This is a genomic window from Burkholderia sp. GbtcB21 (assembly GCF_019091065.1).
GTDB lineage: Bacteria > Pseudomonadota > Gammaproteobacteria > Burkholderiales > Burkholderiaceae > Burkholderia > Burkholderia pyrrocinia_C.
Genome location: NZ_JAGXKA010000011.1, coordinates 211770 through 227169, shown reverse-complemented (window position 1 = coordinate 227169; position 15400 = coordinate 211770). Strand labels below are relative to the sequence as shown.

Below are 15400 nucleotides of genomic sequence, written 5' to 3'. Positions count from 1 at the left end.
CGCGCCCGATTTCTCCGCAGGCGCCGCTTCGCAGGATGGGAGAGGTGCAGGCGCCACGAGCGGCGTCACTCAGCAGTGTGTTTCGCCAACGATAAAGCGTGAAAGGAACTGCCATGTCTCAGATCTTGAGTACCTACAACATCGTCGACGTCCTGACCGCGTTCGATGTGGAAAAAATCCTGGGCTATCAAAAGCCGCACAATCAACTCAGCAAGGATCCGTCAACACCGACCCTGTTGCCGTCCAACGGCTACGACGAGGTCTACATGATCACCACGGACCGGAATGTCATTTCCGGCCAGGCCGGCAGCAATCTGAGCATGCGCGCCGAGGTCAACGACGTCATCCGGTGGCGCACGATTTCGCTGACCGACGTGGCGGACTACAAGTGCTTCATTCACACGTTCAAGATCATGTCCGTCACGGCCCCGGAAGACCCGCCGCTGTCCTCCCCGAAGTTCGAGCATAGCTACCCGAGCGAGCCCGATCCCGCGCCGGGCTGGCCGAACAACGGCGTGAAGGAACGACCGGGCTCGGATTTCTACTGGCACGCCACCGCGCGACGCCCGGGCACGGCGACCTATACGTTCGTCGTCGCCGTGTACCAGCGCCACGGCGAGCTGGTGGGCTACTTCCAGTGGGACCCGTCCATCACGATCCGCTACTGAGCGCGAACGGGCGCCTTGAATGCCGTGAAGGCCGGAGCCGACCAAGGGCGCCCGGCAGTTTTCGGCGGGCAGGCTTAACCGGCCCGCCGTTCGCTTCCGGCAATTCCCGAACGTTAGCTATGCGAACGTTCAACCATGCTGCACCCAGGCGGCTCGAAAACCGGAAGGGCCGCTACGCAATACACCGTTGTTTCAACACTCACACTCGAAAGGAACTGCCATGCCTGAAATTCTGAGTACCTACAGCATCATCGATGTCCTGACCGCGTTCGATGTCGAGGAAATCCTGAGAAGGAACAACAACTCGCTCAGTTCGAATCCGGGTGCGGCGACGTCCCTCGGGAACAATCCGGATACCGTCTACATGATTACCACGCTGGCGAATGCGGCGTATGGCTACGGCCAGGGCCCGAAGCCGGGCACGAACCAGGGCGAGGCCGGCAGCAATTTGCGGATCAAGGCCAACGTCAACGACGTGATTCGCTGGCGCACCGTGTCGCTGACCGACACGGCGGACTACAAGTGCTTCCTGTACAGCTTCAAGGCTATCGGCACCAATCGGCTGGGCGAGGTCTCGTACATCACCGCCAACATCACCGAGCCTTACCCCGCACCGGGCTGGCCCGAAAACAACCGTGTGAACGAAGAGCCGCGCGCGGACTACTACGCGCAAGCCACCGTGCTCAGTCCCGGCGACGAAACCTATACGTTCGTCGTCGCCATTTACGACCGGCACGCGCAGCTGAAGGGCTACGTCACGTGGGATCCGTACATCACCATCAACAACCGGTGACCTCCAGCCGGCGCCTCCGACGCGACCGACGTCGCGCTCGGAACCCGGCGCCGGGCGGCTCCCGGCGGGTGGAATCTGCCCGACCGCCAGGAGCCGCCGCCGGCGGACAACCGGCCAAGTCAAAGAAACAGCAGTGCCGGATTCAGTTCCTGTTCGTCGCACGGCTGCGCGCGCCATCCCAATTCCACTGGAACCGAGTAAAGCCGTCGCGCACCAAACCGCGGCCAGAAATGGCACAACCCCGGCGCGATGACCTGCACCACGGACAAGCCGATGTCGGGCCGCGTCTTGTCGACGACGAGCACGTCGATGCCGGCCGCCGCGATGCGCCCGACGCAATGCGCGAGCGCCGCCGGCAACGACGCAGCGTCGCTCGGCCGCCACGTCGAGCACGTTGTGCAGCGCACGCCGTTCGCCGGATACAGGAATTCGGTTTCCGACAGTTTGTCGCGATCCCACGGGTGCGGCGCCTCCGCCGCGACATCGAGCAACTGGTTGACTTCGGTCAGCGCGCGCTGCACCGCGATTCGGCCGTCCGGATGGCAGCCGAAGCCGATCGAGAAGTGCCCGTCCTGCGGATTTTCCGCCAGCGCGGCCACGGTCGGCACCCCGAGATCGGTGGTGATGTCGAGCGCCCACAAACGCCACCCGAACGTCGCGTATTCACGCACGAGCGCATCGAAATACGGATCGTCGAAACTCGCGAGATCGACGCCGGGGCGCGGGATCCGGTTGTACCACCAGATCGCGACCGCATCGCGCTCGATCAATTCGAGCATGCCTTGCAAAATCGCCTCGTCGACGTTCGATCCCGCCGCGCAACCGTTGGGATTGTGCACGCATGCGGCGGGCGCCTGCGCGCTGTCGGGCGTTTCCGCATAGCAGTAGCTCAGCGGCACGAGATGGCGCCTGCCGGTCACGAGCGACCAGGCCGGCGTCCAGTCGATGACGTCGCGCGCGGTGAAACGCGGCGGCACCTGCTTTCGAACATCGCGCGTCAATGCGTTGATCGCATCGCGCGCGTCGAATTGCCGTTCGCTGAACTGCTGAAGATCGTTCACGTGAATCGGCACGGCATCGCATGCCGGATCGGCGAGCAGGCTTTCGATGCTTCCGGTCAGTGTCGCCTCGTCGCCTTGATACACGCTGCTGTATCGTTCGAGCGCCTCGCATAGCGCGCTCACCCGGGCTTGTTCGTCGGTGCGACCTTTGCCGGAGCAGATCCTGTCGAACCGGTTGCTGCCCGGTACGGCGGCCGGGCACACGAGAAAACCCGACGCATAGACCTTGCGCAGGCCCGCGTGTCGCTTCGGCATCGGGTGCAGATACGCGATCGCGCCGCTGACCGGCGATATCAGATGGGCGTAACGCTCGAACACCTGTTGCGGATCGGCGGTACGGTAGCCGCCGTCGGCACGCGCCAACGGCGCATGATCGGCGAGTTGCGGCGCCCGCGCCGCCTGCTCGCGCATCCACGCGGGATTGCCGCAGCACGGGCATTGCGGACGCTTCAGCACGCGGTGCCGCTCGGCGGCCAACGTGTCGATGCGCTGCGCCACGATATGCGTTTGCGACCGTTCCGAAACCGTGCGGTTGACCGCGATCTGCTCGACCGTCGCCGCCACGAGCGCCGCCGCTGCTGCTGCCCCGGCACGCGAGGCGGCCGGCGGCAGACGCGTCGCGTCGCTGCCGTGATGGCGCGCAAGCAGCGCCTCGACAGGCCGATTGATGCGAATCCAGTAGCGCACGCATTCGATGCACGGCGCGTCGGCCAGCGCACCGCCGCCGGCCAGCAGTGGCCCGATCAGCGTCTGCACGCCACCGGCCGCCACGACGAGCAATGCCCCACCGCGCGCCGCCACGCGGGCGGCGCACGCGGCGAGATCGTCGCGGTCGTGCGTATCGGTGATCGCGACGGTCAATTCGGCGTCCGGCACGACGTCGATGCCGGCCGTGTCGAGCGCGCGCCTGAGCGCCGCATCGTCGGCGCCGAACGCCTCGACCGCGACGCGCAGTTGCACGACGCGCGCGCAGGCCGCGTCGCCGTCGAGTCCGGTGCGCTCGAAGAAGCCGCGCGCCGCATCGTCGTCGTGCGGCGTGTCGGCGCGCACGTAGCCGCGACGCACCAGATGATCGAGCCGCGCGAGCACGTCCCATTCTCCGAACGTGCCGGCAAGCGATGTGACGATCTCGGCGATCGTCATCCGCGCCCGCAGGCAGGCGGCGATCCGCACGAAGATCGCGCCCGACAGCATCGCGCGTTTGAATTCGTCGACGACGAACAGCGTCTCGGGGCCCGCATCGAGCACGAGCAAATGCGGTTTGAAGCGCAACACGCGCGAAAGGTCATCAAGCATCGTCGGGTTCCGTGCAGCGGGTAAGCAAACATCGCGGCCCGGGCAGCCGGCCCGGGCACGCGACGGTGCGCGGCGCGACCGCGCCGGATCAGCAGCAGGTGAACAGGTAAGTCGACCCGGCGTCGCTGTACGCCGCGAGTGCAACGGCCTCTTCGTCCCGGCTCAACGGCTGTTCCGGTATGCCGACCGTCATCACGTTGCGCGGCAGGTGCCAGCTCCCGCCGTCCTTCCCGTTGTCCCTCCAGCCATGATCGCCGTCCGGTTCGACGACCTCGATGTCGATGATCCACGGACACTGGTAACCGAAGTATTTCGCGAGCGTGTCCAGCGGCTTCTCCAGCAGCTCGCCCTTGAAGTCCGGGTTTCGCCATGAAAGCGCGATCGCACGCAGATAGACCTTCTGAAACTCCAGCATCGATTCGAGCGTCGGATTAGCGTTTTCCTTTGCCATATCGGTTTCCCCTGAAGTCATTCCATGATGGTGATGTGGTTCGCGTTGTAGGCGGCCAGCGCCTGCGCGAATTGCTTCTCGTTCGCCGGCGCGGGCGGCAGAAACAACGTGAGCTTGTTTTTCTGGCCGGCCGTCCAGTCGCCGTTGACGCCCGGTGTCCAGGCCGACGACTTGGTCTGCACCTTCAGGTCGAGCTTGAACGGGAAGTGATAGTCGAAATGCTCGCGCAGTGCGTGGACCGGATCGGCCTCGAGTTCTTCGAGAAACGCCGGGGAATGCCACGCGAGGGCGATCGCCCGAATGACGGTTGCCCGGTATTCGAGAAACTGTTCGTACGTCGGTAATCGCAGATCCTTGCTCATCGGTATGTTCTCCTGATTGATGAATGGAACGACTTACGGCAACGACTGCAACATCGCTCCGGCGAGCCTGGCAATGCGGCCCATGCCCGCCGTTGTTGCAACTTCGCATGCGCGCCGGCACGCGGCCAGCGCGGCCACGCCGCCGCATCGCGGGTCGGCCTGGCACAAGTACTCGCACTTCTTCAGCAGCAGCTGTGCTTCGTAATACCGTTCTCCGGTCGACTCGCACCATGCGAGGCACTGCTCGATCTGCGCGAGCGCGGCGCGGTAGTCGCCGTGCTCGGCATCCAGCTCGGCCAGCAGCGACGCGTAGTAGGTCAGCCCGAGCAGGCCGCCCGACTGCCGCTGCGCATCGAGATGCGCGACGACGCCCTCGCGATCGCCTTGCGCCCACGCATGAATGATCGCGGCGTAGTGCCCGACCGCGCGCAGCCGATGCACGTCCGACAGACGCAGAATCGCTTCCGACAGCGTGCGGGCCGCGTCGCGATCGCCCGCCAGCTGGTACGTGCGTGCGAGGTACATCATCGTGACGCCGAGCGTCGGCAGATGGTCGAGGCAGGTCGCGCAATACACCGCGTCGCGCGCCATCGCGAGCGCGGCCTGCGGATCGTCGTCCATGCACCAGCGCACGCTCGCGAGCGACGCCATCGTCCACGCGCGCGTATCGAGCCCCAGGATGCGCCGATGGTCCGCGTCGCGCCGCACGTCGTAGCCGGCCAGCACCGCGTCGAACGCGGCGCGGGCGCGCGCATAGTCGCCGTCGACCCACAGGCTCATGCCGCGCATCGCGTCCGCCGCGACCTGGACGCCGGCATCGCCGCGCTCGGTCGCGAGCGCGTCGAGCCGCATGCCGATCCCGCGCACGGTGGGACGATCGCCGGCGACGTGATAGTAGGTCGACAGCGTCCATAGCGCGCTGATCTCGAGCTCCGGGTCGTCGAGCGTCTGCATCTGCCGCAACAGTTGCTCCGCATGCTCGCGCACCTGCGGGTCCGCCCAGCCGAACCGTGCCATCGTTGCGTGCGTCAACGTGGCGCGAATCCGCGCGCTGTCGTGCTCGCGTTGCGCGTAGTCGGCGTTGCCGAGCCAGTCGAACACGGCCTGCCCGTAGCGGATCGCATCGTCGTAGCGGGAACGTTCGAGTGCGCGGCGCGCCGCGTCGATGCCGTGAGCGACCGCGTCGGTGAAGGCACCGGCGCGCGCGAAATGCCCGGCGACACCGAACGCATGCGCACCGGCGCCGCGGTCGGCTTGCACGACCAGCGCGCGGCCGACGCGTGCGTGGTTGCCGCGCCGCACGGCGGGCGGCATCGATTCATAGGCCGCATCGCGAATCAGCGCGTGGCGGAACGAATAGAACACGCGATCGCGCCGATGTTGCGCGTACACGATCCGCTCTTCGAGCAGCAGCCGCAGATGCGCGTCGAGCGTGGTGCGATCGTGCGGCGATGCGTCGGCGAGCAATTGCGCATCCACCTCGAGCCCGATGGTCGCGGCGAGCTGCGCGGTGTCGCGCGCGTCGTCGATCCGGTCGAACGCGAGACCGAGCATGCCGCCCAGGCTGAGCGGAAGCGGATAAGGGTCCGTTGCCCGCAGCCCCGCGAGCGAGCCGTCCGCGCCATCCGTGCCGTTCATCGTCAGCTCGCGCGCGACGGCCTCGATGAACAGCGGGATGCCCGCCGTGCGCTGGGCGAGCTGGTCGAGCCAGGCCGGATCGAGCACGCCCCGGCCCAGACACGCCGACATCAGGCGCTGCGCGTCGTCGCGCGGCAGGCGGCGCAGCACCACGCGTTCGGTCGCGCCGCGCCAGCGCCCGAGCTTGTCGGGGCGCGACGTAAACACGATGCCGAGCGCCGCCGCGTGCGGCGAGCGCTGCAGGTACGCAAGAAAGTCCTCGGTCGAGCGATCGATCCACTGGACGTCCTCGACAACGAGCAGTACCGGCGCGCCGTTGCCGAGCGACACGATCAGTTGCCCGAGGACATCGAACAGCGCGTGCTGTTCGCGCGCACTCGACCACAGGAACCCCTTCGCATCGCAGGGCAGCCCCAGCCAGGTCGCGAGCGCGACACGGGCCGCCGCATGATCGCATTCGAGCGGCGCGATCATCGCGTCGATCGCAGCGAGCGCGGGACCGGCCGGGCTGTCGGCGTCGATATGCCAATGCGCGCCGATGAATCGCAGGATCGGAAACAGCGCATGATTCTCCCGCTCGGGCAGGCACCCGCAATGCGCGAAGGCGTGGCCCTGAATCCGGACCGCGTCGCACAACTCGTGCACGAGGCGCGACTTGCCGATTCCGGCGTCGCCGACGACGAGCCGCGGCACACCGTGCGGCGCAGGCTCGCCGCGCATCACGCGACGATGCCGTGCAAGCGTCTCCTGCCACGCGCGCAACAGCGCGTCGAGTTCGCGCGCGCGGCCGACCATCGGCGCCCGCATGCCGGCGTCGAGCGAATCGAACGGCGTATCGGCGCGACGCTCGCCGAGCAATTCATGAACCGGCTGCGGCACGAGGCCCGCCCGCGCCAGCCGCAACGAGGTCGGCCGATAGTCGGCATGCCGTTCGAGCGCAAGCCGCGCATCGTCGCTGATCAGGATCTGCCCGGGCCCGGCAAGCCGCAGCAGCCGCGCCGCCGCGGCGGGCGTCGAGATGCCCGACATGCGCGACGCATGAGCGAGAACCTGCCCGACGTGAATCGCGGCGGCCACTTCGACGCGCCAGCCTTCGCCGCCGGCCGCTACCGACGCCGGCAGCCGTGCGCGCTCGGCCACCCGCACCATGTCGAGCGCCGCGCGCGCCGCACGGCGCGCCGGCCGGTCGATGTCGCCGTGCAGGCCGAAATGGAACAGCAGCGTGTCGCCGAGCCGTCCGTCGACCTGCGCGCCATAACCGACGGCGATGTCGGCGCACTTCGTCAGCCATTGCTCCTCGTAGCCGTCGAGCAAGTCGCCGTGATCGGTTCCGGCGTGGCGCCGCCGCCCCTCTCCGGAGATCGTCACGCAACAGCACAGCGTGGTGATCTGACGGTACTCGCCCACCGTTGCGATCGTCTCGCCGCGCGGCGCGAACGGGCGCGGACGCGTCTGCCCGCTTGCGCGGCCGGCATCGAACTGGCCGACGAGCGCGGCGAAGTTGAGCGCGCGAAACGGCTCCGCGAGTTCGTCGGCCGACGCGGCGCGCTGTTCCGGATTCTTGCTCAGCGCGCGCCGCAGTACCGAGCCGAGCGGATGCGACGCGATCGACCGAGGGAGCGCGACATCCACCGGGCTGAGCTGCTGATAGAGAATGTCGGCCACGCTCGCGCCGTGCATGACGACATCGCCCGTCAGGCATTCGATCACGATCAGACCCCACGCATACAGATCGCTCCTGGGCGTCGGCGGCTCGTTGCGCAATTGCTCTGGCGCGCAGTAGGGCGGCGAGCCGAGCACCTCGGTCGCCAGCGTCGAAGTCTGACGCGCGATGTCTTCCGTGCCGGGCAGCAACGCGCCGATGCCGAAATCGAGAAGCATCGCGTGCGGCCCGTCGTCGGCCATCGTGATCGCGATGTTCTGCGGCTTCAGGTCCCGATGTACGATGCCCCGCCGATGCGCGGCCGCGAGCGCGTCGAGCACCTCCGTCATCAGCCGGCCCGTGTCGACGGCCGACAGCGGCCCCTGCGCTGTGAGCCGGTCGCGCAAGGTCCGGCCCTGTACCAGCTCGAATACGGCGAACAGCCGGCCGTCGGGCGCTACCCCCTTGTCCAGCAACGCCACGATGTTCGGGTGCCGCAGCGCTTCGCACAGGCTCGTCTCGCGCTGAAAGCGCACACGCCGGCGCGCGCGCTCTGTCGCGGTATGCGCGGCGTCGTCCCGCATCAGCTTGATCGCGACGTCCTGCCCCGTCTCGCTGCAGGTCGCGCGAAACACCACGCCATTGCCGCCTTCGCCGAGCAGCGAGCCGAGCCGGTAATGCCACTTGCCGGCAAGTTCCGCGAAAGGCGCGGCGGGCTGGCGCGGTTGCCGGGGTTCAAGTGCTTCCGGCACGACGGGCGCGCGGGACACGGTCGGCAACACGGCCGGTTCTCCCGTGCTCACGAGTAGTGGGCGACCGGGTCCGGCGCCGGACGATGCACGCCGATACGCGGCAGGGCGGCCGGCACCGACTGGCATTCGAGATGCTCGCCGCGCATGACGCGGAACGGAAAATCGCCGAACCGGACGCTGCCGCGCCGGCGCTCGACGAGCTGGCTCGCGTCCAGCCCCGGCAGGGCTGCGAACTGGCTCCGGGCGCGGTGAATCTGCACGTTGACATGGGACGTATCGATGCCGAGCATGCGCGCCAGCCGGTCGAGTTCGATCCAGCCTTGCGTGGCGGCGTCGTAGCCGGCCTGCATGTCGGCCGCGCGCGCCCGGGCGAGCGTGACGAGACTGTAGTGATGGGCGCGCTCGCCGAGATCGACCACGCCGCCGCGGACATGCAGCAGCATGCGCACGTGCTCTTCGTCGCGGCTGACAAAGAATTCGAGCAGTTGCGCCGGCGCGGCCGTATCCGCGGGCGCGGCGAGCATCATCGTCGAGCCGTTGCGCACGACCGCCAGGCGCCACGTGACGTCGCCGGTCGATACTTCATCGCCGTCATGAAGCGCGCGCGGCGGCAACGTGTCGTCGCACAGCCATTCGCCGGCCGGCGACCGGACGATCGTGACCGGCTGCGCGGCGCGTGCAGCCAGGATCTGGCGCGGCGCGAGCACGATCGGATGCGCGGCGCCTCGTATCGGCCACAGCGTATCGGCCGGATCGTCGAGCGCATCGACGCGCCACGGCGCGATACCCGCCCTGCCGAACCGGATCACGTCGCCTGGCTGAAGCACCGCGTGCTCGCCGTGGCGCAACGGCACGCCCGAAACCGACGTGCCGTTGCTGCTGTGATCGTGGAGCTCCCACCGCCCGCCGATCCAGCGGATAAGAGCGTGGACTCGGGACACCGACGCGTCCCGGATGACCGTGTCGCAGCGCGCGGCATCGCGGCCGAACACGTGATAGGCGCGGAGCAGGCACGCTTCTCCGGATGAATCGTTCTTGAGTATCGCCATGGTCGCCCCGCGTCGGATTCGCCCGGATCGCTCAAGTGACGCATCGGCGCTGCCGGGCGAGCGATTGATTCGATGATCGCGAACAATGTCGACTGTTCGCCGCTTCGTTACCTGATTTCTCGTCAGCTTCCTTTCGAATCGTTGCTCATCCGGCACCTGTTATTTCGGTCAATTGAATGGTCGACTGTTTTGTTGTTTTAAAATCGAGCAACTTGTTGAAAATCCTGCCAAATAAAATCACGCGCCGCAACCGGAATACTCAATCCCGGGTTTTATATTGCAATGCTTTACATTTTCGACGAATTATCGGGTTGCAAATAAAGGGTCGAAAATCTTCATCGGCGTGCAAGCCGCGACCGACGTGCGTTGCCTGGATGAGATCACATTGAATGACGGGCCGGATTCAAACACCTTTGCCGCCGCGGAAATTTTGTTTGATGAATCGGAAATAAATTAAACCATTTCGGTAATTTAAATAATTACCGCCGACGTTTTTAAAATCAGCATTGCTTCATTTATTCCGACAGGCCGTTTCACCACGGCGAGTTTCTCGCAGTGTCATCGGTAGGCGAATGAGGGGCGGTATGGTTGTGCCTCACGATCAATGGCTCGCAGCAACGGGGAAATCAGACCTTACGGCGATCGTCCGATCGGCTCGCCAAAGGGGTTGAGGGAACGCATCGACGAGAGCCTTCATCGCAAGCAGACGGACACGGTCGCCCCTCCATCCAACCCCAATAAATCCCCTTGACGCCCTATCTTTCGATATATATCTTTAGATATGTTTTACGACACACAGGACACGATCATGCGACACAACCCCTCCCGCGGCCATGCCCGATGCGACGGTCATGGTGCGCATGCCCGCCCTGACTGGTTCGCCGGTCTCTGGTACGCGATCGGCCGGCACCGTCGCGGCCACGATCCGTTCGGCGGCGGCCCGTTCGGCGGCCGTGGCGGGCGCGGCGGCTTTGGCGATTTCGGCGACGACGGCATGCCGCGCGGCCGCCAGTTCACGTCCGACGATCTCCAGCTGCTGCTGCTCGCGCTGGTCGCCGAGCAACCGAGCCACGGTTACGAGCTGATCAAGGCGCTCGACACGCGTTCGAACGGTTTCTACAGCCCGAGCCCCGGCATGGTGTATCCGGCGCTCACGTATCTCGAGGAAGTCGGCTTCGTCGCATCGCAGGCGGAAGGCAATCGCAAGCGCTATGCGCTGACCGAAGCCGGCCGCGCGCATCTCGACGCGCAACGCGAACGCGTCGACACGCTGTTCGCGCGCCTCACGCACCTCGCACGCAAGATGGAATTCATGCGTCGTGCGTTCGCCGGGGAATCGGCGGGCAACGACGCGCAGGACGAATCGCAGGCCGGCTGGCTGCCGGAGTTCGTCGAGGCGCGCGTCGCGCTCAAGCGGGCGCTGCTGCACAAGAGCGCAGCCGGCCCCGACGAACAGCGCCGCATCGCGGCAATCATGCGCCGCGCGACGGCCGAAATCGAAGGCGGCACCGGCGCGTAATCCGCGCCGCGCCGCCAAACCGAAGGAGAATGGATTGATGCAGAGCACATCCGAGCGCACCGTGACCCGCGTGCGCCATACCCTCAAGTTCCGCCTGCTGCAGGTACTGCGCGTGCATGCCGTGACGCCGCATCTGCTGCGCGTCACGCTCGGCGGCTCCGATCTCGCGGATTTCGAATCCGAATCGTTCGATGATCACGTGAAGGTGTTTTTCCCGCCGCCCGGCGCCGAACGGCCCGCGATGCCGACGCTCGGCGCAAACGGCCCCGAGTTTCCCGAAGGCGAACCGAAGCCGGTCGCGCGCGACTTCACGCCGCGCCGCTTCGACCGCGCCGCGTGCGAACTGGATCTGGAATTCGTGCTGAACCATCCCGGCCCCGCATCGCAGTGGGCTGCGCAGGCGCGCGTCGGCCAATGGCTGGGTATCGGCGGGCCGCGCGGTTCGTTCGTCGTCCCGACCGGTTTCGACTGGCACCTGCTGATCGGCGACGATACGGCGCTGCCGGCTGTCGCACGGCGTCTCGAGGAACTGCCGGCCGGCGCGCGCGCGGCGGTCGTGCTGGAAGTCGCGGATCGCACCGCGCAGATTGCGTTCGATACGCGCGCCGACGTGCATGAAATCTGGCGCTTCCGCGCGGAAGCCGACGCGGCGAACGGCGACGTGCTGCTGAATGCGGTTCGCGACCTGCCGCTGCCGCCGTCCGGCGACGGCTACGTGTGGGCGGCCGGCGAAGCGCTGTCGATGCGCGCGGTGCGTCAGCACCTGACCGGCGAGCGCGGCGTCGACAAGTCGCGCATCCGCGCGGCGGCCTACTGGAAGCGCGGCGCCGCGGCCGTGCACGAAACGCTGGAAGATTGACGCGACGGGCACCCCGGCATACGGGCTCCCGGCCACGGGCATCCGGCAGACAGGCTCCCCGGCCGGCGAACGGGTGATACAACCGTGGCGCCGGCGCACCAACGGGCTTGGCATCGGCATCGCGGCTGGTATATATGTACGTCTGCGTCGCCGCTGTCACGCGACAGCCGCCGCAGCCCGTCCAGGAGCGCCCGGTCATGACAAAAGAAAGCCACGCTTCGCCTTTCCTTCGCAACCTGAAGATCGCCGGCTATTGCGGCCTCGCCGCGGTCGTACTCGCGCTGTTCGTCGCGATGTGCGCGATCCTGAAGGAAAGCGCCCTTGAACGCGACGCCGCGCAGCATCCGGCCGATACGCCCGAACTGCACGATGCGGGCGGCGGCCCGTCCGCATCGGCCGAATCGGCCCACACGCCGGGCTCGCCCGGCTGACGGCGTCCTGCCCGACTTCCTTCCGCTTACGGCGCGTGCCGGCGCCCCATCACGACCGCGTGCACCGAATCGCCGAACCGTTCGAGCAGCGCGGTCACACGTTGCCCGTACAGGTGCGCAGCCAGCGCGCCGGCCGTGCCGACCAGCACGCCGCCCGCCATGTCGAACGGCCAGTGCACGCCCGCATAGATACGCCCCCACGCAATCGCCGCGGCCATCGCGGCCATCACGAACCCGGTGAGCCGGGTCGTGCCGCCGAGCATCAGGCCGACCGCCATGCTCCACGCGAACGTCATGTGATCGCTCGGAAACGAGCTGTCCGGCGCATGCGGAATCAGCTGCGCGCCGACGCCGGCCATGAACGGCCGCGGCGAGAACCAGAAATGCCCGAGCAGCTGCGCGAGTATGAGTGCCGCGCATACGCCGACGCCGGCTTCGATCGCCTGGCGCCGCGTCGGGCGCGCGCCGAAGATCCAGGTCAGCAGCAGCATCGCGGGCAGCGCATAGACGAGCCAGTCGGCGGCGAAGATCGCAACGCGGGCCACGCCCGGCTGCGGCGCATGCCCGGCGTTGATGGCGGAAAAGAGGGCGAGATTGAGGTTCTGCATGAATCCGGTTGCGTGGAGCGAAAGATTCGACCGGTTGCCCGGTCGGATACGAACGATGCTAGGGCGCGCCCGCTTAAGCGATGCTTAATGAATGCGGCAGGCCTGCGGGACAGGGCGCGACCGCCGTGGCGAACGCAGTTAGAGCGCGCAGTGCAATACAAGTTCACGAAATTGTCATATTCACGCGCGACCGTCTCCCGGAAAGGCTCACCTGACATCCCGTAAAGGCTCACCTTTTTCACATCGTGGCGTCATCGACGTGTGCGAGCATCGGGGCGCCGGGCGCCATCCACGCCGTTTGCGTCGTTCGTCTCAATATTTGCGCGGTAAATCCGTCGAAATCGGCAACAATTAATTCCAAATGCGGCATCGCACAACGGCAACGCACAGGCATACGATTACGAGCACTCATCCACGAAGCGATCAACAACAAGGAGTCCGCATGAAACCCAGCGATGTCCGATCGAAAGCGTTTGCGATGCCGTTGACCAGCCCTGCCTTCCCGATGGGCCCGTACCGTTTCGTCGACCGTGAGTTTCTGATCATCACGTATCGCACCGATCCGGACCGTCTCCGTGAAATTGTCCCCGAGCCGCTGCAGATCACCGAGCCGCTCGTGCATTACGAATTCATCCGCATGGCCGATTCGACCGGCTTCGGCGACTACACCGAAAGCGGCCAGGTGATTCCCGTCGAATACAACGGCCAGCCGGGCGGCTACACGCTCGCGATGTATCTCGACGATCACCCGCCGATCGCCGGCGGCCGCGAGCTATGGGGCTTCCCGAAGAAGCTCGCGTCGCCCACCCTGCACGTGAACACCGATCACCTGCTCGGCACGCTCGACTACGGCAAGGTGCGCGTCGCGACCGGCACGATGGGCTACAAGCACAAGGAACTCGACATCGACGAGCAGACGAAGCGTCTCGCCGGCCCCAATTTCCTGCTGAAGATCATTCCGCACGTCGACGGCACCGCGCGCGTATGCGAACTGGTGCGCTACTACATGCAGGACATCAAGATGAAGGGCGCGTGGACGGGCCCCGCATCGCTCGAGCTGGCGCCGCACGCGCTCGCGCCGGTAGCCGACCTGCCCGTGCTCGAGATCGTCGAAGCCCGGCACCTCGTCGCAGATTTGACACTCGGTCTCGGCGAAGTCGTCTACGATTATCTGGCTCAGTAACACGTCCGCAGTCCTTCTCCCTGTCAATCCTTTCACCACGGGAATTCGAAATGAGCAACCTGAATGGCAAGACCGCAGTCGTCACGGGCGCCGCGAGCGGCATCGGCAAGGAAATCGCACTCGAGCTCGCGAAAGCGGGCGCGGCCGTCGCGATCGCCGACCTGAACCAGGACGGCGCGAATGCGGTCGCCGACGAGATCAACAAGGCAGGCGGCAAGGCGATCGGCGTCGCGATGGACGTGACGAACGAGGAAGCCGTGAACAGCGGCATCGACAAGGTTGCCGAAACGTTCGGCTCGGTCGACATCCTCGTGTCGAACGCGGGCATCCAGATCGTGAACCCGATCGAGAACTACGCGTTCTCCGACTGGAAGAAGATGCAGGCGATCCACGTCGACGGCGCATTCCTGACGACGAAGGCCGCGCTCAAGCACATGTACAAGGACGATCGCGGCGGCGTCGTGATCTACATGGGTTCGGTGCACTCGCACGAAGCGTCGCCGCTGAAGTCGGCGTACGTGACGGCCAAGCACGGGCTGCTCGGCCTCGCACGCGTGCTCGCGAAGGAAGGCGCGAAGCACAACGTGCGCTCGCACGTCGTGTGTCCGGGCTTCGTGCGCACGCCGCTGGTCGACAAGCAGATTCCGGAGCAGGCGAAGGAGCTCGGGATCAGCGAAGAGGAAGTGGTGAAGAAGGTGATGCTCGGCAACACGGTCGACGGCGTGTTCACGACGGTGCAGGACGTCGCGCAGACGGTGCTGTTCCTGTCGGCGTTCCCGAGCGCCGCGCTCACCGGCCAGTCGTTCATCGTCAGCCACGGCTGGTTCATGCAGTAACGTCCTCGCCTCCCTGACGGGAGGCGATTCCCGCACCCGGCGGCGCACGTCCGCACCGGAACTTCCTGTTCCGCTCGAGCGTGTGCTTCCGCGTGTCGTTGCAGAAGTTCCAGACGTAGTTCACCGCACGGCTCCGTTTGTTCAGGAGTCCGTCGGGCGACTTCACGCGATAGCGGTAGACAAGGATCATACCGATCATTCCAACGATGGAATGCCGTCTGTCGACGTCACTCCTTTCCTCTCCGCCATCGA

The 15400-nt window shown here is 66.4% G+C and carries 13 protein-coding genes and 1 pseudogene; 7 read left to right on the top strand and 7 right to left on the bottom strand.

The window, feature by feature from the left end; translation table 11 throughout:
- The first annotated feature begins 113 nt into the window (after window positions 1–113).
- Together KVT39_RS23980 and KVT39_RS23975 are read left to right on the top strand one after the other, a co-directional pair.
- On the top strand, window positions 114–668 hold the full coding sequence (locus tag KVT39_RS23980) for an AidA/PixA family protein (protein WP_105391316.1): 555 nt from the start codon (window positions 114–116) through the stop codon (window positions 666–668).
- Between the two features lie 220 nt (window positions 669–888).
- Window positions 889–1461, top strand: coding sequence for an AidA/PixA family protein (locus KVT39_RS23975; RefSeq protein WP_105391315.1), 573 nt, complete (start codon window positions 889–891; stop codon window positions 1459–1461).
- Between the two features lie 119 nt (window positions 1462–1580).
- Here KVT39_RS23975 and KVT39_RS23970 read toward each other — a convergent pair whose 3' ends face one another.
- The 5 genes from KVT39_RS23970 to KVT39_RS23950 all read right to left on the bottom strand — a co-directional run bounded on the left by KVT39_RS23970 (window position 1581) and on the right by KVT39_RS23950 (window position 9712).
- Window positions 1581–3818, bottom strand: a complete 2238-nt coding sequence (locus KVT39_RS23970) for a TOMM precursor leader peptide-binding protein (RefSeq protein WP_217590348.1) — start codon at window positions 3816–3818, stop codon at window positions 1581–1583.
- 88 nt (window positions 3819–3906) lie between these two features.
- A complete protein-coding gene (locus KVT39_RS23965) occupies window positions 3907–4269 on the bottom strand; it encodes a BMA_0021/BMA_0022 family TOMM bacteriocin (RefSeq protein WP_034181483.1) in 363 nt (120 codons plus the stop codon).
- 17 nt (window positions 4270–4286) lie between these two features.
- Window positions 4287–4631, bottom strand: coding sequence for a BMA_0021/BMA_0022 family TOMM bacteriocin (locus tag KVT39_RS23960; RefSeq protein ID WP_217590347.1), 345 nt, complete (start codon window positions 4629–4631; stop codon window positions 4287–4289).
- 33 nt (window positions 4632–4664) lie between these two features.
- Window positions 4665–8714: a TOMM system kinase/cyclase fusion protein gene (locus KVT39_RS23955; protein ID WP_217590346.1), complete on the bottom strand. Its 4050-nt coding sequence runs from the start codon at window positions 8712–8714 to the stop codon at window positions 4665–4667.
- Complete coding sequence (locus KVT39_RS23950) at window positions 8711–9712, bottom strand: FHA domain-containing protein (RefSeq protein ID WP_034181485.1); 1002 nt, start codon at window positions 9710–9712, stop codon at window positions 8711–8713. The genes KVT39_RS23955 and KVT39_RS23950 overlap by 4 nt, the downstream gene beginning before the upstream one ends.
- Window positions 9713–10520: 808 nt before the next feature.
- Here KVT39_RS23950 and KVT39_RS23945 point away from each other — a divergent pair.
- The 3 genes from KVT39_RS23945 (at window position 10521) to KVT39_RS23935 (ending at window position 12521) form a co-directional block, all read left to right on the top strand.
- Entirely contained in the window at window positions 10521–11231 is a 711-nt protein-coding gene (locus KVT39_RS23945; protein WP_034181810.1) for a PadR family transcriptional regulator, read from the top strand.
- 37 nt (window positions 11232–11268) lie between these two features.
- Window positions 11269–12090: a siderophore-interacting protein gene (locus KVT39_RS23940; RefSeq protein ID WP_217590345.1), complete on the top strand. Its 822-nt coding sequence runs from the start codon at window positions 11269–11271 to the stop codon at window positions 12088–12090.
- 197 nt (window positions 12091–12287) lie between these two features.
- The gene (locus KVT39_RS23935; protein WP_034181811.1) at window positions 12288–12521 is read left to right on the top strand and encodes a hypothetical protein; all 234 of its coding nucleotides are present in this window, start codon (window positions 12288–12290) and stop codon (window positions 12519–12521) included.
- A 26-nt stretch (window positions 12522–12547) separates the two neighbouring features.
- Here the strand turns inward: KVT39_RS23935 and KVT39_RS23930 are convergent, their stop codons facing one another.
- The gene (locus KVT39_RS23930) at window positions 12548–13129 is read right to left on the bottom strand and encodes an undecaprenyl-diphosphatase (protein ID WP_034181812.1); all 582 of its coding nucleotides are present in this window, start codon (window positions 13127–13129) and stop codon (window positions 12548–12550) included.
- A 442-nt stretch (window positions 13130–13571) separates the two neighbouring features.
- Here KVT39_RS23930 and KVT39_RS23925 point away from each other — a divergent pair, with 442 nt between their 5' ends.
- Together KVT39_RS23925 and KVT39_RS23920 are read left to right on the top strand one after the other, a co-directional pair.
- Entirely contained in the window at window positions 13572–14312 is a 741-nt protein-coding gene (locus KVT39_RS23925; protein WP_034181487.1) for an acetoacetate decarboxylase, read from the top strand.
- 50 nt (window positions 14313–14362) lie between these two features.
- Window positions 14363–15148, top strand: coding sequence for a 3-hydroxybutyrate dehydrogenase (locus KVT39_RS23920; protein WP_105391308.1), 786 nt, complete (start codon window positions 14363–14365; stop codon window positions 15146–15148).
- 58 nt (window positions 15149–15206) lie between these two features.
- Here KVT39_RS23920 and KVT39_RS38080 read toward each other — a convergent pair.
- Window positions 15207–15338: pseudogene (locus tag KVT39_RS38080) on the bottom strand (RNA-guided endonuclease TnpB family protein); the annotation flags it as partial.
- Between the last annotated feature and the right edge of the window lie 62 nt (window positions 15339–15400).